This is a genomic window from Novosphingobium sp. HNCC26DJ243 (assembly GCF_057180545.1).
Window position 1 is genome coordinate 408781 of sequence record NZ_JBXUGN010000003.1, and the last position, 19456, is coordinate 428236.

Below are 19456 nucleotides of genomic sequence, written 5' to 3' on the forward strand. Positions count from 1 at the left end.
AAAAATGGCCAACACCTTGGATGGGCCGAGCCCAGCAGGTGCGCTGTCGCGCCGCCTGATGTTGCAGGGAATGACATTGAGTGGACTGGCTTTTGCCGGTGGCGTTCGCGCGTCGCCCGCCATCTCCGGCAAAGTTCTGGGCACCTTTTCGCCAAAGCGTTGGTGGGAGCAGGACTACAGGATCGTGCAGACAAATCTTCGCGAGATCGACATCCGCGAAGATCCTCGGAAGATCGCCCGTGCGGTTCGTGAGTTCGGCGGTAACACGATCGTTTCCAACATAGGAGGCATTGTCGCCTTCTACCCGACCAAATTACCCTACCAGTACCGCAATCCCTACATGCAAGGGGATTTCGTGGCCGCGATGATCGAAGCGGCTCACGCCGAGGGATTGGCCTATATCGGCAGATTCGACCTGTCGAAGGGTATGAAAGGCGCATACGACGCGCACCCGGACTGGTTCATGATTAACCGGGACGGCACTCCTCGAGAGTTTGCAGGAACCTATCAGGCTTGTCCGAACGGCGGCTGGGCAAAGGAATACGGGCCGCTAATTCTCGGTGAGGCATTACGTAAGTACAAGCCCGACGGCGTATTCTTCAACATGACGGGCTATCCACAGACGGATTATGCCAACATCAACCACGGCATCTGTGTTTGCGAGAACTGTCGACGCAGCTTCCGCGAAATGTATGGCAAGGACCTGCCCAAGGTCGATGGTTTTGCCGATCCTTCCTGGAGAGACTATCTCGATTTCCAGGAGCGCACTTCCGATGCCGTAGCCCAGATAGCGGCCGATCTTTCGGCAAAGCTCATCCCCGGCGTACCTATCACGCGCTTCGACAAATATGCGGTAGTTGGACGCGGCGAAGTTCAACGACGAGTCTCGCGCGCCGCTCCTGAATGGCAATATCAGTCAGGAGAACAGTGCCGGACGGCTTTGGCACGACATCCTGGAAAGCCCTGGTCATCGACGTCTGCGGCACATATCGATTATCCTTGGCGCCAGGTTACCGAGACAGCGGCGTATCACCTGAACCGATTTGCGCAAATGCTCGCCGTGGGCGCAAAACTCGACCTCTACCTTATGGGATCGCTCGCCGATCAGGATGATCCAACCTATCTTCCACCAATATCTGACCTCTACAGATGGGAAGCTGCGAACACAGCGCACTACCAGGGGGCCCGGCCAATCGCCCGCGTCGGGTTGTACTACTCCGAAGCAACCAATCGATTTGGCGGTGCGACGCCGTACTCTCGCTTCAGTAACGGGTCCTGGCGCGGTGCATATAGTGCGCTGGTGGATTCCCGCATACCATTCCAGCTCCTTAGCGGTGAGAGAACTGCAGACGGCACCATCAAGCTGCGAGAGACGTTCGATGTTATCGTGGCGCCTCACGTCTTATTGCTTTCAACTGCCGAAGCGCGCGCACTGGACGTTTTCGTGGACCAAGGGGGCGTGCTTATTGCCTCGGGAATGTTCGGCGCTTTCGACGAACGCGGCTACGCACTCGACCGAACGACCATGGCCTCCTTTCCGACCGAGGCTTATGGCAAGCCTGCGCCCGCCCAAGGGTGGTCGCTCGACCCGACCAAAGGCACCTTCCACTTCGCGAGTGAGCGCATTCCGATCGACGGTCTCTATTTTGGCGGAACCTTGCGAAAAGGCAGCTCGGACCTTGTGCCATTCGCTCCTGACCAGCGCTTCGGACCACCGGAGTTCAGTTATGCTATTCCGGGGGATCCCGCACGGACCGACCCTGGCGTCATCGCGCGGACATTCGGAAGGGGGCAAGTGGTCCATGTGCCCTGGTTGTTTGACTGGCACTATTACCGCGACGGTCTACCCATCCATCAGGAACTTCTGGGCAAATTGATCGAGCGATTTGCACCGCCTGCACAGTGGACGCTCACGGGCGACGGCGCTGTGGAAATTACGGCGCAACGGACAGTTGCCGGAAAAACGCTGCTTCACGTGGTCAACTATGCCGGACAGCGCAACGGCCGGTATGACGATGCACCGCGCCTGCATGGCCTGAAGCTTGGGGTGCGAGGCGCAAGTGCGGCGCAGGCCCTTGTGACAGGACAATCGATCAAGGGCGAAACATTGGCGGGCGACGATCGCACCTGGTTCGAATTGCCGCCGGTTGGAGCATTCGAGGCAATTCTCATCTGATGTTGCCTGCCCTGCGGCAAACAGAGGAAGCCGGCAGTCTCATTGAGGTTGCCGGCTTCCTTATTTGAAATTGGCCATGAGAAATCGGCGCCAGAGTGATTTGAAATTTCCGCAATTTTCACACAAAATCGATTGCCAATGCGCGACGAGAAAAGGCGACAGTCCGGAGTGCTGCTCGCATCAAGCAAACCGAATTGGACGTGATGACCTGGGTTGGCGAGAAAGTCGGCTAAGCTTGAGGCATGACCAGAATTGCGCGGAAATCATTCACGTTCGTAAGCGTTGGGCCAGTGATGACAAGATCGTCAAGTTGCTCGAAGAGACCGCCGCTGTCATGTCCTGCTAGGCTTGCCTCCACATCAAGACCAGCGGCCCTCGCACGATCAAGCGTGGTGGGATCGATGATTGCTCCTGCGACGCCGCCGGTTGCTCCGTCTTCACCGTCGGTATCGCCAGCAATTGCCCAGACATTTGCCGCTCCGGCAAGGTCACACGCCAATGCCAAGAGAAATTCCGTGTTGCGTCCGCCCCGCCCGGCCCGGCGTTCACCAATGGTAACCGTCGTCTCGCCGCCTGATAGAAAGACCGTCGGACGATTGACAGGTTGCCGCGCAAGAGCCGCCATCTGGCGGCCGATCAGGCTCGCCTCGCCTTCGATGGCGTCACCCAGAATTACCGCTTCAAGGCCGGATTCTCTCGCAGCCTCCGCCGCTGCCTCAAGAGCCTGCGCCGGAGTTGCGATCATCCGGAAATCCGCATCGAATGCGGTCATGGCCGATCCGCACGGTTGAGCGAGAATCTCGACTACGGCCTGGGGAAGCAGATGACCTATCCGATCAAGCACGGGAGAAAGATCGTGTAGACAATCCCTGTCATGTATCGTTGGGCCTGAAGCAATCGAGGCCGGGTCATCCCCGGGAATGTCGCTGATCCCGAGGGTCACGACGCGGGCTGGCATTGCTGCGGCAGCAAGGCGCCCCCCCTTTATAGCAGACAACCGGCGGCGAACGACGTTCATCGTTCGGATATCGAAGCCTGATTTCAGCAGCACCCGATTGGTGATCTGTTTGTCAGCAAGGGTCAGCCCCGACGCAGGTAACGCCATGGTCGCCGAGCCACCGCCCGAGATAAGCGCCAAAACCAGATCATTTGGCGAGAGTCCCGCCACCGCCGTCAGCACGGCGCGTGCAGCTTCCTCGCTTGCCCCGTCGGGTACCGGATGACCGGCTTCACGTATGACGATGCGTCCAGAAGGCGCTCCATAGCCATAGGGAGCGACAACGATCCCGGACAGATCCACGTCAGGCCAGGCAGCTTCGACTGCCCTGGCCATCGATCCAGCTGCCTTGCCAGCACCCACGACCACGCATCGCCCTGTCGGGCGCTCCGGCAAATGGGCAGAGAGAACCCTGATCGGGTCTGCGCTTGCGATTGCCACGTCGAACAGGTGTCGCAAGAGGGACCGAACCTTTGGTGTATTCCAGACAATCTGAGCGGTATGCGAACGGTGCAATGGTAGGTCCTCTGCGAGCGAGCAAGGCTCGTGATTTGCTTTTTGGGTATCAAAACTTACCAATGTCGGCAACGCTCTTTGCACGGATGGTATTTTCCCTGAAGCGCAGACGAACTTTTCGCGAAACCAACCTATAGATCCGCGAGAACCAAAGGAAATGCTGACAGAATCAAACTTCCTTCCGTGTTTCCTGCACTGAGATGACGGACATTCGGGATCGAGCGCGAGCGAGTGTCGAGTCATCATCAGGCCACAGGTTTCCACAATCTGAAAAATTATTTTACCACTTGAATGGCGTTGGTCAGCAACCTACCCAAAACGCGTTCGACCTTGCAGTACGGACCTTGCACGGCGGGAGAGATGAATGTTCCATCAATTGGTTACACCTGTGGCAGGGAGCCTGCTCGGTTCGTTCCTGGTCGCGACAGTCCCTATTGCAGTCGTCCTGATACTCTTGGGAGTACTCCGTCGGCCGGCTTGGCAGGCATCGAGCGCGGGATTGATCGTAGGTCTGGGCCTTGCGACTGCAATCTGGCAGTTACCGCTCAAATTCGCACTGCAGAGTGTCGCCGCAGGAGCGACATTCGCCGCATGGCCGGTCATGTGGATCGTCGTGAACGCGCTGTTGCTTTATAACGTCTCCGTAGCATCGGGACGCTTTTCCGCGTTTCGCGATTGGATGCTCCAGCATTTGCCGAATGATCGGAGGGTCGCACTCATCGTCATCGGCTTTTCCTTCGGCTGCCTCCTTGAGGGCATCGCCGGTTTTGGAGCGCCGATTGCGATTACCAGCGCCCTGCTGATCGCATTGGGCTTCAGCGCGATCGATGCAGTCGTCTTCACGCTGATTTTCAATACCGCGCCGGTGGCCTTTGGCGCTCTGGGGTCGCCCGTGACGACCTTGGCCGCAGTAACCCAGTTGCACGATGTTGAACTGGGGGCCATGATCGGTCGACAGTTGCCATTCATCGCACTGCTTTTGCCGTTCTATGTCATGGCGGTTTATGGGGGCATTCGCGCACTCAAAGGCATTTGGCCGATCCTGCTGATTTCCGGCGGCAGCTTCGCCTTGATGCAGTTCGTATCGTCCAATTTTATAGGCTATGCCCTAACCGACGTATTATCGTCACTGACCTCGCTCATTCTCACGCTCGCTTTCGTGAAGCTTTGGCGCCCACAATTCGACCCTCGGTTCGCCCTTTACCCGGTGGATCAGGTCGAGCGGCAACATGAACCCTCGGTCCATGCGGCATGGCAGGGGTGGATGCCCTGGCTGATCCTTTCGGTGATCGTGATCGCGTGGGTCCATTTCGAAATCAACACGATCGGTCAGATCAAGGTCGAGTGGCCAGGACTGCATAACCAGGTCTTCATTACGACTTACGGGAAGCCTTACGCCGCAGTCTGGACATTCCAACCCCTTGCCACCGGCACGGCCATTCTGGTCGCGACACTCGTCACGGCAATGTTCACACGCCTGTCAATGTCTCAACTGCGCACGGCTCTTGCCAGTACCGTAAGCCAGGTCCGCCTGCCCTTGCTGACCACTATGCTCATCGTTGGCCTGGCTTACCTGATGAACTATTCCGGCATCGCCTATACGCTTGGCGTCGGGGTGGCATCGGTCGGGTTTCTGTTCCCGCTGGTGTCGGCCTTCCTTGGTTGGCTCGCCGTCTTTCTTTCCGGAAGCGATACCTCGGGCAACGCCCTGTTCGGAAACTTGCAGGTCGTCGCGGCGAACCAGCTCAATCTCGATCCCGTGCTCATGGCCGCAACTAACGCTTCGGGCGGCGTGATGGGAAAAATGGTCTCGCCTCAGAACATTTCGACCGGGACATCCACCACCGCGATCAAGGGGCGCGAAGGTGAAGTGCTTGCGCGCACGTTCTGGCACTCGATTCTACTCACCCTCTTGCTGGGTGTCCTCGTCATGCTGCAGCAGTACGCATTCCCATGGATGATCCCGTGAGCGGTTCTCTTGAGCGGATCATCGGATTGGCGATGGCAGTTATGGCCAGTGGTTGCGCCCTCAATCCATCCATGGCCGAGACCCGGTATATCGACGCAATGGAAAGCGCCAGTCGTACCGGAACGACGTTTATACCCGCAACGTCCGTGATAGCCGGCCTCGATCTTCAAGGAGCGTATGCGGTTCAACGCAGACTTGTGGATCGAGAAACACAGAAGGGCAATGGGATTGCCGGCTACAAGAGCAGCTTGATGTCGGCCAAGTCGCTGGCCGACCGAAAGGCGAACGGGCCGCTGGTCGGCGTTCTATTCAAGAACGGCCACGCAAGGTCTGGCAGCGTGATCGAGACTTGCGGCTATCGACGCCCGGTGCTGGAAATGAAGCTGGGCTTCATGTTCGGACAGGAAGTACGAGAGCCTCTTGCTTCTGTCGAAGCTCTGCAGAAGGCGGTGCATTCCGTCTTGCCGGTCGTCGAAATGCCGGACATCGCTTATGCCGACGATAAATCTTATGTGGCACTCGACATGGTGGCAGCCAACATTTCGTCGGCCCGCTTTGTTGTGGGGTCTGCGCAGCAGCCTTTGGCGACTGACCTGGACAAGACAATAGCATCAATTGGACACGACGGTCAGTTCCGCACCAAGGGCCTTGGAGTGGAATCCCTCGGCGGGCAGTGGCCAAGTCTACTGAGAACTATCAACCTGCTGATTTCACAAGGTTATCACATTACCCGCGATCAAATCGTCCTGACCGGAAAAATCGGGGACAAGCTGGACCTGAAAACGGGCACCTATCACGCAGACTACGGTCAGCTGGGGCATGTTGATTTCACCGTCGTCAAATGCCGCCAACCGGTCGTCCCGCCAGCCGTACGAGGCTGAATAACATGTATCTTTCGGATCGTACGCTCGTGCGGCTACCCCGTGGAGTCGAACGCCCGTTTTATCGCAAGCGGCGTATCGGCTCCGGAATCGTGCATCTGGGCGTCGGCGCCATGCTGCGGGCGGGCATTGCCTGGTATACCGACGCGGCATTGTCCCGCGACCTCGGCAATTGGGCAATCACTGCGGTGTCACTTAGGACTCCTCTCGTCGCGCGGCGGTTGGCGGCCCAGGATGGGCTTTACGCCTTGGGCGAGCAGGACGAGTTCGGCGTCAATCTCCGCGTCGTCGGAGCGATTTCCGACGTACTGATTGCCAGCGAGGATAGTCGAAAGGTAATCTCTGCAATTGCCGCACCATCGACACGGATAGTAAGCTTTACTGTCACCGAGGCGGGATATTGTGCCGATCCGAAAGGGGTGCTCGATTTCGATCGCGCGCACAGCCATAGCTTGTACTACTTCGTCACGCAGGGCCTATGGCGCCGTAAAATAGCGGGATTGCCTGGACTTACGCTCTTGTCTTGCGACGAAATGCCGAACAACGGTGACCGTCTGCGGGACCTGTTGCTAGCGTACCTGGTGGTACATGAGCCTGATCTGGTGGAATGGTTCTTGAATGAATGCCGCTGCCCCTGCTCTGCCGGGCTACGCATCGTGCTGGGAGCCGACGACACCGACAGCAGCGCGGTCATCCAACGAGCAAGCGGCCTGCGGGACCGTGCTTGCGTTCTCGCCTCACCCGGTGCGCGCTGGTTTATCGAGGACGATTTCGTGCAGGGTCGTCCGCAATGGGACTACGGCGGTGCCCAGTTTGGCAATCGACAGGATCTGGCAGCATTTACGGCCCGACTGCCTTGACGAGCTATCGGCTCATCTGTCGACCAGAATAATTCGCAAATCGTTGACATTGGTGCGCGTTGGCCCCGTGATGACAAGATCACCCAGTCCATGGAAAAAATCGTAGGTGCGGTTGCTCGCCAGCGCTTCCTGAGCGGAAAAGCCTGCAGCCAAGCTGCGAGCAAGGGTGGTTGAATCGATTATGGCGCCGGCATTGTCCTGTGTCCCGTCGATGCCGTCGGTGTCACACGCTAGGGCCGAAATGCCAGGCGCACCGCCCAAGGCGCTTGCAAGGCTGACCAGATATTCCGAATTGCGGCCGCCCCTGCCCTTGGCGTTGCGCACCACGACAGTCGTCTCTCCGCCGGAAAGCAAGGCCCATCGCCCACCTTTGCCCGCATGATGCAGTGCCAGTGCCGCATGGACGATGCCCGTCTCAGATGCATCGCCCTCGATATCACCAAGGTATACGGGCGTATATCCGTGAGCGTAAGCGAGTTGGCCGGCTGCCTGCTGCGCGTTCTGCGAACGGGCAATGACCTTGGTCTCCAAACGCGGCAAAGAGTCCGATCTTGCCGTTGGCGTCTCGTTCTCCGGGTCGGAAAGTGCAGCAAGAACGGAGGCGTTTAATGGTATGTTATAATGCTCGACGATGCGCTTTGCATCGGCAAGACGCGTTCGATCCGATACGGTCGGCCCAGACGCGATCAGTGCTGGATCATCGCCGGGAATGTCCGAGAACGCCAGGGTCACGACCCGCGCGGGGCTTGCCGCGATTGCCAGGCGCCCCCCCTTGATCCGGGACAGGTGGGTGCGCACGCAGTTGATTTCGGATATCGAGGCGCCGCACAAAAGCAGTTCGCGCGTCACAGATCGCTTGTCGTCGAGTGTGATCCCATCAGCAGGCATGGTCAGCAGAGCCGATCCTCCGCCTGACACGAGAGCCAGCAGTTGGTCATCTGGCCCCAAATCCCGAACCGCCGCCAATATTGCCTGGGTGGCTTTCAGGCCGTGCTCATCGGGAATTGGGTGTCCGGCTTCGAAAATGACCATGCCCGGCGGCATCTGTTCGGCAGGCAGGCTGTGGCCGTAGCGAGTGAGCACGATGCCTTCTACGCGCCCCTCCATCAAACCACTGGCAACGCGCGCCATCGACGCCCCGGCCTTGCCAATCCCGAGGATAAGGGTCTTGCCGATTGCAGGGGCAGGTAGATGGGGTGGAACGCAGATCTCAGCCGAAACCGCTGAAAGCGCAACGTCAAATAATTCTCGCAGGAATTGCCTGTGCGATGCTTCCGGGCTCGATAGCAGGCCATCACACATTGCAGCTACCTACCTCCCCCGCCGCATTCGATCGCACAGCCCACCCAAGGCCCGGTCGAACCGGCTTCAATCCCAGTCATCGCTTGCCCCGCCGCCTCGGTCGCCGCAAGCATCTCGCAATGTTGCCGCCTAGCTGTTCCACTATGCGGGATATCGCGCAATATTTTAATGGCAGTCAAAGGTGTAGGCTTCTGTGCCGTCAAGTTGGGCACACGCATGTGGAGCGGTGGAATGTGGCGAGAATGCACTGACAGATTGCAGAGAAGTCGTCACGGCAAGTCGATGCTGCTGCGCGCAATCAGCGTCACCGTCCTGGTAGCGTTTTCGACTGCAACAGCGGGAAATTCGCATCGAGCAGCACTTTCGATGCCTTGCATCGTTGCCGACGATAAATTCCTGCAAATTCCACCTGATCGGTTTCTTGGTGACGTCAGTGCAGTGTCGGTAGATACCAAGGGCAAGATCTGGGTGCTTCATCGGCCACGCACACTGTTGGCCGAGCAGCGCGGCCGAGCGCTCCCGCCAGTAGTCAGGTTCGGGCCGGACGGTGCCCTGGACGGTGGATTTGGCGGACCTGACAGCTCATACGAATGGCCAACAGTAGAACACAGCCTTGCCGTAGCATCCAATGGGCATGTCTGGATTTCCGGCTCCTTTCGCAATGATGCGGCCCAGGCCGATGACATGATCCTGGAATTCACCAGAGAAGGAAAATTTGTTCGGCAGATTGGCCGGCGTGGTGCGAGCCAAGGCAATCGAGATTATGCGAACGTGCATGCTCCGGGCGATCTGGCGATCGATTCCAGACGCGGCGAGATCTACGTGGCCGATGGATATGGCAACCGCCGGGTGGTCATCTTCGACGCCGCTTCGGGGTCGCACCTTCGGTCCTGGGGCGCCTTCGGCTCGCTCCCTACCACCGACGCAGCACCACCGCCCCGCACAGCTGGCAAGCCATTCTCGAAAGAGGTCGGAGATGGGCCACCAGACTTCAATGGCGTTCACGGTGTTGCACTTGCTCGTGATGGCACGGTTTATGTTTCCGATCGCAACAATCAACGCATCCAGGCGTTCACGCGTAGCGGAAAGTTCCTCTCGCAGATTTTCATCGACAGGAACCTTCGCTCTGCGACGACTGCTTCAGGGATCGCCTTTTCCGACGACGCCAAGCAACGCTACATGTTTGTTGCAGATTTCGGCAACGAAGCAATTGTCGTCGTCGACAGACGCCGGATGTCTGTGATTGGCAGAATTGGCACCGGCGCCGGAAACGGACCGGCTTTCACCACACCACACCTGGTCGCAAGCGACGGCATTGGACATCTGTATGTGAGTGAGGTCACGGCAAGGCGCGTCCGTCGACTGACCATAAACTACCAATGCGCAGAAGACTAAGGGAGCTGCATTTCCGTCATGTGGAAACCCGGGGCCTTTTCGCCACGCAGCCTAAAGGCTAACCTGCCCAGGAAATCAGAGAGCACCCGGTCACCCGACAACAGCGGCCGAAACCGTCGTTGTCCAGCGTTTCGGACTGCTCGTTTCACGCAAGATTCGCGATAGTCCAACTCGGAATTTAATTGCGGTGGCGCATGCGCTCCGTTATATTTGTTAGACAACATGACAGCCTGACATATCAAGGCGGGCTAAGGGTGAGGGAGTGGCATGAAAAATCTCTGGATCATTGGTATGGCATCCGCAAGTGCGAGCGCCCTGCTCGCCCCGGGCATGGCCAACGCCCAAGACGCGGCGCTGCAGGCGCAGACCGAAAGTACCGATCAGACTGGCTCGGCAACGAACGAAGCGATCGTCGTGACGGGCTCTCGCATTACGACGGGCGGCTTCGAATCGCCGACACCGGTGAACGTGGTGACCACGGACGATCTGATCAAACGCGCCCCCGGCAGCCTCTCTGATGCGCTTAATCAGCTGCCCGTGTTCCAGAATTCGATCAACAGCAATCAGCAGCAGTTCACCCAGGGCAATCGGCAACGAACCGGCAACTACCTGAACCTGCGCTCGCTTGGCACACAACGTGTGCTTGTCCTTCAGGATGGACAGCGCCTTCCGGTCAGCGGCACCAACGGCGGCGTAGATGCCTCGCTCGTTCCCCAGCTCCTTACGCAGCGCATCGATGTGGTTACCGGTGGCGCATCGGCCGCCTACGGCTCGGACGCGGTGTCGGGCGTCGTGAACTTCATCATCGACAAAAACTTTGAAGGCCTCAAGGCGCAAGGCCAGTTCGGCATGGCATCGCGCGGCTACAACAAGTCGTATCGCCTTGGCATTGCCGGAGGCATGTCGCTGATGGACGATCGCCTCCACGTTATCGCAAGCGTGGAACGATACCACACCGACGAAGTCCTGCGCTCGGATATCGACAGCATTGCCGAGCTGTGGGCTGCGGTCGGAGCCGGCACCGCGGCTGATCCGATCCGCTACGTCAACGACGTCGGGTACAACAACATAACGGCCGCGGGCGTCACGCAAAGCGGGCCAGCCGGCTTCATCAACAAGCAGTTCGGCCAGAACGGCGAACTGATCAACTTCAATATGGGCGTGCCGTCCGGCAATCCCGGCACGCAGAAGGGCGGCGATCGCGGGTTCCTCGGGCAGGATTGCTGCACGATCACTCCGGGCCAGACTACCAACCAGGTATTCAGCCGCATCGGCTACGACTTCACCGATGACATCAGTGGCTTCGTGTCGGTTGGCTACAATGAGGCGAAAGCGCGTGACTACCCGGTCTCGCTTCTGCGTACGCAGATCACGGTATTTCGTGACAATGCCTACCTTGCCCCTTCGACAATCGCGGCCCTCGGCGCAGCGCCGTCGTTCAGCATGGGCAAGGCCTTCAACGATCAGCGCGGCAACGACATCAAGCAGTTCAGCAAGAGCTTGATCTTTGCGACTGGCCTCAAGGGCAAGATTTTCGAAACGCTGTCGTGGGATATCGGCTACACACACGCCGAAACCACCTTCAAGACGGACAACCTCGACTTCGAGAACGCGAAAATCTATGCGGCAGTAGACGCCGTTCGCGATCCGTCGGGCAATATCGTCTGCCGCGTGACGCTTACCAACCCGGGTCTCTACCCCGGCTGCACCCCGCTCAACGTGTTCGGGGTCGGCACGGAAAGCCAGGCATCGTATGACTACATTCGCAGCATTTCCCAGTATAGCGCGAAGAACAAGATGGACAGCGTTCAAGCCAACCTGTCCGGAACACTGTTTGAGGGTTGGGCAGGACCGATCGGTTTTGCAGTGGGCGCCGAATACCGCAAAAGCTCGTTGAACCAGGTCACGAACAGCGACCCGACGATCCCAACCGACTTCACCGGCCTTCGCGGGATCGTTAACAGCGGACGATTGAAATACGCGTTCCTCAACATCGGATCGGCCAAGGGGTCGTACGAGATCAAGGAGGCGTATGGCGAACTCAATGTCCCCGTCCTGCGTGACTCGGCAATCGGCTCGCTCGAACTTAACGGGGCGGTGCGCTACACTCACTACAGCACTAGCGGCGGCGTGACGACCTGGAAGGCCGGTGGCCTTTTCGACCCGGTGGATGGCGTACGCTTCCGCGCCACGGTTTCGCGCGACATTCGAGCACCCACGCTGTTCGAGCTGTTCTCGAGCCAGACCTCCACAGCGATCACGTTCTCCGATCGACTGACGGGCAAGCAGGCGTCGTCACAGCAGGTCAGCGGCGGCAACATCAACCTGACGCCCGAAATCGCGAACACATTGACCGCAGGCATCGTCCTGAAGCCCGCATTTCTTCCGGGCTTCAACTTCTCGGCCGACTTCTTCCGGATCAAGATTTCGGACGCCATCGGCACACCGTTCTCTGCGTTCCAGATTGTCGATCTGTGCTTTGCCAGTAACTTCACTTCTCCGCTGTGCGCACAGATCAACCGTCCACTCGGGGTTAGCAATCCGGATCCGGCAAATACGCCGACGTCCATCCTGACAAATCTACAGAACATCTCGAAGCTGTCTCTGAGCGGTATCGACTTCGAGATGAGCTATACCCATCCAGTCGGGAACGGCCGGATCAATGCCCGCGCTCAGGCCACACGGCAGCTGACGTTCCAGCAAAACGTCGCTCCTGGCCAACCTACGCTCAAGTATGTCGGGACCGCCGACTTCAACGACGTACAGTTCCCGCTGCCGTTGCCGAAGTGGCGCGCAACGCTCAACCTGGGCTACGAATCGGACACCTTCTCGGTGAACGTGCAGGAACGCATCATCGGCGGATATGACCGGTCGCACATCCAGGTGGTCCAGCAGAACCGGGTCAAGGCGGTGGCGTACACCGATCTCAGCGTAACGTACAAGTTGCAGACCGCTGCCATCGGCCAAGTCGAACTTTTCGCGACGGTGAACAACGTGTTCGATCGCGAACCACCGCTGATCCCGGTCACCCGGACGCCGGGACTAACAGTGCCGACCATTCGCTCAACCTATGACATCCTCGGGGCGTACGGAACAGTCGGAGTCCGTATCAAGATGTGATCCACCAGCCTCCCCGGCAGGATCACGAAGGGCCGACGAACATTGTTCGTCGGCCCTTTTTATCGTCTGCCTTGCTGGACTCTGAACAAATTTGTGATAATGTCGGACAACTCTACATATTTGAGGATGCGCTAGTCATAAGCGTGACTCTGGGCGGGAGATGCCAGGCATGAGCGTTACCGAAGAACAGGACCGGCTCGGGCAAGTTCAGTCGCTCGTCAGAGCGTTCAGCATCCTTGAAGCGCTGCGCAACGCAGAAGACGGGCTGACCTTGACAGAAGTCGCCGGGATCGCCCGGCTACCACGGTCAACGACACATCGACTCCTCGCAACGATGAACGCTCTACGTTACGTCGAATTCGATTCCAGCAATAACCGTTGGCTGATCGGACTGCAGGCGTTTGCCTTGGGCGCCTCATTCATGCAAACACGAGACCTTGGACGACTTGGTCGTCCGATCATGAGATCCTTGATGATTGACGCCGGGGAAACGGTGAATATCGGCATAGGTTCAACCGAAGGCCTTTCGTACATTGCGCAGGTTCGACCGATGCATGATCAGTGTGCATCCGTCCCGACCGGGGCGCTAATGCCTCTTCACACAACGGCATCGGGCAAGGTTCTGCTGGCTTTTGGAAGGGAAGATGGCTTCCAGAGCTACCTCGCTTCGCACCAGCAACTCGAACGGATGACTGATGCAAGCATGGCAGCACCCGAAGTGCTCGCCGACGAGATGGATCGAGTGCGGCGGCAAGGCTTCGCGGTGGACGACCAAGAGCACCAGCTCGGCCTGGTTTGTGTCGCAGCGCCAATCTTCGACCGTACGGGCGCGGTGCGTCTCTCCTTGTCGATATCGGGCAACACGTACAGGCTTTCCAGAAAGCGCCTGACAGGCCTAGGCCAGGTGCTTGCGAGCGCGGCCGATCGAATGAGCTCGGAGATCGGCGGCTTGCTCGCAGCCTGAAAGACCAGAGCTTGAAGCGGATGGTCGCGCCCGCACAGGACTATTATGTCGATCAGGGTTCCATCCCCCGTTCCCATATGGCTCCACCGGTCCTAATATTGATAAACTGCGGCTTGTAGAGCGGGATTGCCTTGCGGAAACGCTGTTGTAGAGAGACCATGTGAAACAGACCGATCAGATGGATGAACTGGACACTGTCCTGTTTCAGGGCAGCCGCGCCGAACGAATCGCTCGGCATTTGTCCAGCCGCATCCTGCGCAAGGAATTCCAGATCGGCTCGAAACTGCCGACAGAGACGGCAATGGCTAGCCATTTCGGTGTTTCCCGCGCAATGATCCGGGAAGCGATCGCCATGTTGAAGGCCGAAGGCCTTGTCGAGACCCTGCAGGGAAGCGGTACATTCATCACGTCGACCGGCCCGCTCGCGGCCAAGGCGCCCGACAAGTTGACCCGCGCATCACTCCACTCTCTCATGGACCTGCTCGAAGTACGCGGATCGATCGAATCCGCGATAGCCGAGAGAGCGGCCCGCGTGCGCACCGAAACCGATATACAGAGGATCGACGCGGCGCTCGATCGCCTGCGCGCCGTCGAGACCACGAGCGGTACAGGCGTGGTCGAGGACGTCGGCTTCCACACCGCGATCGCTCAGGCAAGCGGCAATCGCTATTGGGTCCAGCTCGTCCAGTCTCTCGAGCAGTCGATCCATATCGCGATCAGCGTCACGCGAGTGAACGAAGCGCGGCGCTCGGACTTCACCAGACAGGCGGCGCTCGAGCACCAGGCTATTCGCGATGCCATCGTCGCGGGTGACCCCGAAAAGGCCCGCCGCGCAGCAGCTTTGCACATGGAAGAGGCTGCCGCGCGCATCATGAGCGCGGACAAGAGCTTCTGGACTACAGGCGGCTCACCGGTCGTCAACCTTCCGACCAACTGAGCCGTCCTGAAGACCGCTCAAACTTTCGGCATGGCCACCATGGCTCGCTGATCTGCGAGGTCGTCGTCGATGAATGTCTGGACAATCGCGGCAAAGTCGACGTCGGCTTCAAAACCAAGACTGCGCGCGACTTGATCGTCCCAGCCGCGAGGCCAACTGGCAACGATGCCCTCGATGGCGGCATCCGGCTTTATCGTGACGAGCTCCCCGGCCGCCTCTCCACCGAGCGTTGTCAGAACGGCAAGCATTTCGGCCACCGAAACTGTGATGCCGGGAAGGTTGATAACGCGGTTCATCAAACGCTCTGATGGCAGAGTGCCGGCCTTCTGCAACGCGCGAATGGCCGCCCGCGGTGACATGAGCCACAGCAGCGTCGCAGGATCAACTGGACAGACCGCCGCCTGACCGACGAGAGGCTCACGAATGATGCCGCTGGCAAAGGAGGATGCTGCACGGTTAGGGACGCCAGGGCGAACGCTTATGGTAGGAAGCCGTAAAACCACACCATCCACGAACCCGCGACGGCTATAGTCCTTTATGAGCAACTCCCCCACGGCTTTTTCCATGCCGTACGACGATCGCGGATCGACCGAAGAGGTGTCTGTCAGTCGCTCACCATCCGCCAAGGGACCAAAAACTGCAACCGAGCTTGTAAAGACAACTCGGGGGGGCTTTGGCATCTTGCGGCACGCATCGAGCAGCAGACGGGATGCGTCAATGTTGACCTTCATGCCAAGGTCGAAATCGGCCTCGGCCTCGCTGCTGACTACAGCTGCCAGATGATAGATTACATCGACCTGACCATCGAGGATCTGGGCGAGGAACGCCGGATCCGCAATGTCACCCGTGACCCGCCGGAGACGCGGATCGGAAAGGCCCAAACGGTGCATTCGGTCTGCCAGCGTCAATGACGTAACTGGCTTTCCATCGAGACCTTCGCGAAGCAGCGCCGTTGCAAGGCGCAAGCCGAGAAAACCCGAACCACCAGTGATCACGATATTCATTCAGATGTCCTGTATTTTGGGCGCAGCAGAATGTGGAAATGCCCTGCCGAGTTCTGCAATTTCTGTATGGTTCAGCGGCCGCGTCGGCGAACCACGCAGCAGGAGGAACAGCTTTGCCGTTTCTTCAAGTTCTTCGATCGCATCAACGGCGGCTTTGAGCGTGTGGCCAGCGACAATTGGTCCATGATTGGCCAGGAGCATCGCGTCGTTGTTCTGCGCGATATGCTCGATCACCTCTCCCAAACGGCTGTCACCGGGTCGGTGATAAGGGATAAGCGGGAGCGATCCGATCTTCATCACGAAATAGGCGGTCAAGGGCGGCAGGCACGACAGGCTATCAAGGCCCGCCATGCAAGACACTGCCGCCGAATAGGTCGCGTGGAGGTGAACGATACCTCCGGCACTTCGGCGAGCGTTGTAGATCGCAAGATGAAGGAATGCTTCCTTCGATGGCGGATCGCCTGAAAGCAGGCGACCTTCTGCATCAAGATGGGAAATCCGCTCAGGAACCAAACGTCCAAGGCTCGAGTTGGTCGGCGTGAGCAAAACCGTACCGTCAGGCAACTTGACGCTCATATTGCCGCTGCTGCCGCTTGCCAGTCCACGGTCAAACAGCGAACGCCCGATCGCAGCTATCTCCTGTCGGGCAGCGTTCATGTCCTCGAATATGGTCATGCCAGATGGTCCCATGCTTCGATGAAGAAGCGATCGTTTCCGAAGTTGCCAGATTTCAAGGCGAGAAGAATGCCTTCTCCGGAAGCATCCCGAGCGATGCACCAAGGCACTCCCGGTGCAATTTCCGGACCTATGGACAGTTGTGTAATCCCCAGGGCGTGTACCGCTGCACCGGACGTCTCACCCCCGGCGACGACAAGGGCACGCACACCTTGCTGGACGAGATAAGCGCTGGCACCACCCAAGATGCGTTCGAGCGCTTCGCTCGCATCATCACCCCACACTTCGCGCGACCGCTCGACATCTTCGGGCGACGACGTTGAATAGATCAACAAGGTTTCGTCCGGCCTCTGTGAATCTATCCAGGCACATATGTCGGCCAGCACCTCGTCTTCGCTCCTGCTCCCTGACAACGATACACGAAATGACGGATAAACCGCGATGGCATGTTCGATCTGGCGACGGGTGGCCTGCGAGCAACTGCCCGAAACGATCGCCCTCCGCCCCGTTAACGCAGGCAAGGTTGCCGAGGCCCGGCAGGCATCGGCGCCTGCGATTGCACGTGCGATGCCCGCCCCAAGACCAGACCCGCCAGTTGCGAACGGCACAGATGCGCAATGCGCTCCAAGCGTACGAAGATCCTGATCATCGACCGCGTCGGCAATCAGTGCAGTAAAGTCCACGGAGATGCGCTCGGCCACGATTCCTGCAAGATTGCCGCCCACAACGTCCTGGCGCTTTAACAATCCGACGCGCCCGGTCGATTGTGCCTGCAGTACGCGAACAAGGTTGGAGTCCGCCATGGGGTTTAGCGGGTGATCGCGCATTCCCGTCTCGCTCAGCAGCTTGTCCATGACAAAGAGATAACCACTGAAGACCGTCCGGCCGGCGGCGGGAAACGCTGGACAGGCAATCACCCCGCGGGTGCCAAGTGCGTTCGCCACCGCTTCAAGCACAGGGCCAATGTTGCCCCGCGCTGTCGAATCGAATGTCGAGCAGTATTTAAAATAGATCCGCTTGGCGCCTGCACGTTGCAGCGCCTGCAAGGCTTTCAGCGATTGGTCGACGGCAAGTTCCGGCGCAACGCTGCGCGACTTGAGGGCGACGACAACGGCTTCGACTCCGGCAGGAATTACAATTTCATCCGGGCCATCACCGACAACAAGCAAGGCCTCGAGTCCGTTGGCTGCAAGCTCGTTGGCAAGATCGGAAGCGCCGGTAAGATCGTCGGCAATACATCCCAGTTCCACGTCATCCCCTCTCCTAATCAGCCTCTTCTTGACACATTCAAACTTGTCAGGCAACCCGACAATAATAGCCACGAGCGATAATGTAGAGAGGGAGCAGGATGACGCCTGCAGGTGAAATTATGATCGGCAAAGATGACACCGACCTGCGACGCAAGGTCCACAGGAAGGTGTTCTGGCGCCTGATCCCCTTCCTCATGATATGCTATGCGGTAGCCTACCTTGACCGGGTAAATGTCGGCTTCGCTAAACTCGGCATGTCGTCGGAGCTGGGCCTGAGCGAAGGAATCTATGGCCTTGGCGCAGGTATATTCTTTATCGGATATTTCCTGTTCGAAGTGCCAAGTAACGCTTTGCTGCACAAACTCGGTGCGCGAACGTGGATCACCCGCATCATGTTGACCTGGGCGGTGATATCGGGCGCTTGCGCGTTCATCAGTGGCCCAGTGTCGTTTTATATCGCCAGATTCATGCTCGGCCTTGCCGAAGCCGGCTTCTTCCCCGGCATCATCCTCTACCTCACATACTGGTTTCCCGCTTCGCGCCGGGGTGAGATCATCGCGATTTTCATGATCGCAATTCCTCTTGCCGGCCTTGTCGGGGCTCCGCTGTCGGGCGCGATCATGACCTGGTTCGATGGCTTCCATGGCTGGGCCGGCTGGCGTTGGATGTTCCTTCTCGAGGCCCTTCCTGCACTGTTGCTTGGCCTCGCCCTGCCATTCATCCTGTCGTCACGCGTCGCGGACGCAACCTGGCTCAACGACGCGGAAAAGGCTCTCATCGAGAAGGACCTGGCCGCCGACGCGCAAGGGCAGGCAGTCGGGCACGGGCGCTTGCGCGATATTCTCGTCGATCCTTTGGTGGTGCGCCTTGCGATCGTGTATTTCTGCTGCGTCATGGGTCAGTACGGCATAACCTTTTGGCTGCCCACGCTGGTGGCGCAGGTAGCGCATGGATCCCCCCTGATGACAGGACTGCTGTCAGCCCTGCCCTATGCCTGCGCGGTCGTGGCGATGCCGCTTATCTCCGCACATTCCGACCGCACGGGCGAGCGGCACTGGCATCTAATTCTGCCAATGACGATCGGAGGGACCTGTTTGCTGTTGGCAACGCTCGTCCACGACAACGTGACGGTCTCGTTGTTCATGCTTTGCATAGCCACAGCTGCAACACTGAGCGCAACTCCGATGTTCTGGACGCTTCCTACCAGCGTCATGAGAGGTCGCGCGGCAGCGATCGGTATTGCTGCGATCAACTCGATCGGAAATCTCGCCGGCTTCGCAAGCCCAAGCATAGTGGGCTATGTCAACGATCGCACAGGAACCGCCGTCGCGGGCATGGCGATCCTTACCGCGATGCTTTTTGCTGGAGGCGCACTGGTCCTGGCGCTCGCGCGCAGGCCCACATAACGAA

General features: G+C 58.7%; 14 protein-coding genes. 9 read left to right on the forward strand and 5 right to left on the reverse strand.

All coding sequences use genetic code 11. From position 1 onward, the window contains the following. Positions 1-4: 4 nt before the first annotated feature. Positions 5-2176, forward strand: coding sequence for an alpha-amylase family protein (locus AC2A04_RS12460; RefSeq protein ID WP_484212653.1), 2172 nt, complete (start codon positions 5-7; stop codon positions 2174-2176). Positions 2177-2405: 229 nt separating this feature from the next. Here AC2A04_RS12460 and AC2A04_RS12465 read toward each other — a convergent pair whose 3' ends face one another. After that, entirely contained in the window at positions 2406-3773 is a 1368-nt protein-coding gene (locus AC2A04_RS12465) for a glycerate kinase type-2 family protein (protein WP_484212654.1), read from the reverse strand. A gap of 304 nt (positions 3774-4077) precedes the next feature. Here AC2A04_RS12465 and AC2A04_RS12470 point away from each other — a divergent pair, with 304 nt between their 5' ends. From AC2A04_RS12470 to AC2A04_RS12480, 3 genes are read left to right on the forward strand one after another with little or no spacing between them, the layout of a single operon-like run. Then, complete coding sequence (locus AC2A04_RS12470; RefSeq protein ID WP_484212655.1) at positions 4078-5658, forward strand: L-lactate permease; 1581 nt, start codon at positions 4078-4080, stop codon at positions 5656-5658. Continuing rightward, entirely contained in the window at positions 5643-6539 is an 897-nt protein-coding gene (locus tag AC2A04_RS12475) for a hypothetical protein (protein WP_484212656.1), read from the forward strand. Before AC2A04_RS12470 ends, AC2A04_RS12475 begins: the two co-directional genes overlap by 16 nt. Positions 6540-6544: 5 nt before the next feature. Beyond that, entirely contained in the window at positions 6545-7399 is an 855-nt protein-coding gene (locus AC2A04_RS12480; RefSeq protein ID WP_484212657.1) for a mannitol dehydrogenase family protein, read from the forward strand. A gap of 12 nt (positions 7400-7411) precedes the next feature. On the opposite strand, the gene AC2A04_RS12485 is transcribed toward AC2A04_RS12480, so the two are convergent. After that, positions 7412-8701 (reverse strand): glycerate kinase type-2 family protein, encoded by a 1290-nt coding sequence (locus AC2A04_RS12485; protein ID WP_484212658.1) that lies wholly within the window; start codon positions 8699-8701, stop codon positions 7412-7414. Positions 8702-8983: 282 nt separating this feature from the next. Between AC2A04_RS12485 and AC2A04_RS12490 the strand changes: the two genes are divergently transcribed. The 4 genes from AC2A04_RS12490 to AC2A04_RS12505 all read left to right on the forward strand — a co-directional run bounded on the left by AC2A04_RS12490 (position 8984) and on the right by AC2A04_RS12505 (position 15117). Further along, positions 8984-10096, forward strand: a complete 1113-nt coding sequence (locus AC2A04_RS12490; RefSeq protein WP_484212659.1) for an NHL repeat-containing protein — start codon at positions 8984-8986, stop codon at positions 10094-10096. 267 nt (positions 10097-10363) lie between these two features. Then, complete coding sequence (locus tag AC2A04_RS12495) at positions 10364-13216, forward strand: TonB-dependent receptor plug domain-containing protein (protein WP_484212660.1); 2853 nt, start codon at positions 10364-10366, stop codon at positions 13214-13216. A gap of 169 nt (positions 13217-13385) precedes the next feature. Continuing rightward, positions 13386-14180, forward strand: coding sequence for an IclR family transcriptional regulator (locus AC2A04_RS12500; protein WP_484212661.1), 795 nt, complete (start codon positions 13386-13388; stop codon positions 14178-14180). Between the two features lie 160 nt (positions 14181-14340). After that, a complete protein-coding gene (locus tag AC2A04_RS12505) occupies positions 14341-15117 on the forward strand; it encodes a FadR/GntR family transcriptional regulator (RefSeq protein WP_484212662.1) in 777 nt (258 codons plus the stop codon). Between the two features lie 17 nt (positions 15118-15134). Here AC2A04_RS12505 and denD read toward each other — a convergent pair whose 3' ends face one another. The 3 genes from denD to otnK are packed head-to-tail and all read right to left on the reverse strand — an operon-like array spanning position 15135 to position 18118. Next, positions 15135-16121, reverse strand: a complete 987-nt coding sequence (gene denD / locus AC2A04_RS12510) for a D-erythronate dehydrogenase (RefSeq protein WP_484212663.1) — start codon at positions 16119-16121, stop codon at positions 15135-15137. Beyond that, positions 16122-16796 (reverse strand): 3-oxo-tetronate 4-phosphate decarboxylase, encoded by a 675-nt coding sequence (otnC, locus tag AC2A04_RS12515; RefSeq protein ID WP_484212664.1) that lies wholly within the window; start codon positions 16794-16796, stop codon positions 16122-16124. Beyond that, complete coding sequence (gene otnK / locus AC2A04_RS12520) at positions 16793-18118, reverse strand: 3-oxo-tetronate kinase (protein ID WP_484212665.1); 1326 nt, start codon at positions 18116-18118, stop codon at positions 16793-16795. Before otnK ends, otnC begins: the two co-directional genes overlap by 4 nt. Positions 18119-18165: 47 nt before the next feature. Here otnK and AC2A04_RS12525 point away from each other — a divergent pair, with 47 nt between their 5' ends. Further along, entirely contained in the window at positions 18166-19452 is a 1287-nt protein-coding gene (locus AC2A04_RS12525; protein ID WP_484212666.1) for an MFS transporter, read from the forward strand. The last annotated feature ends 4 nt before the right edge of the window (positions 19453-19456 follow it).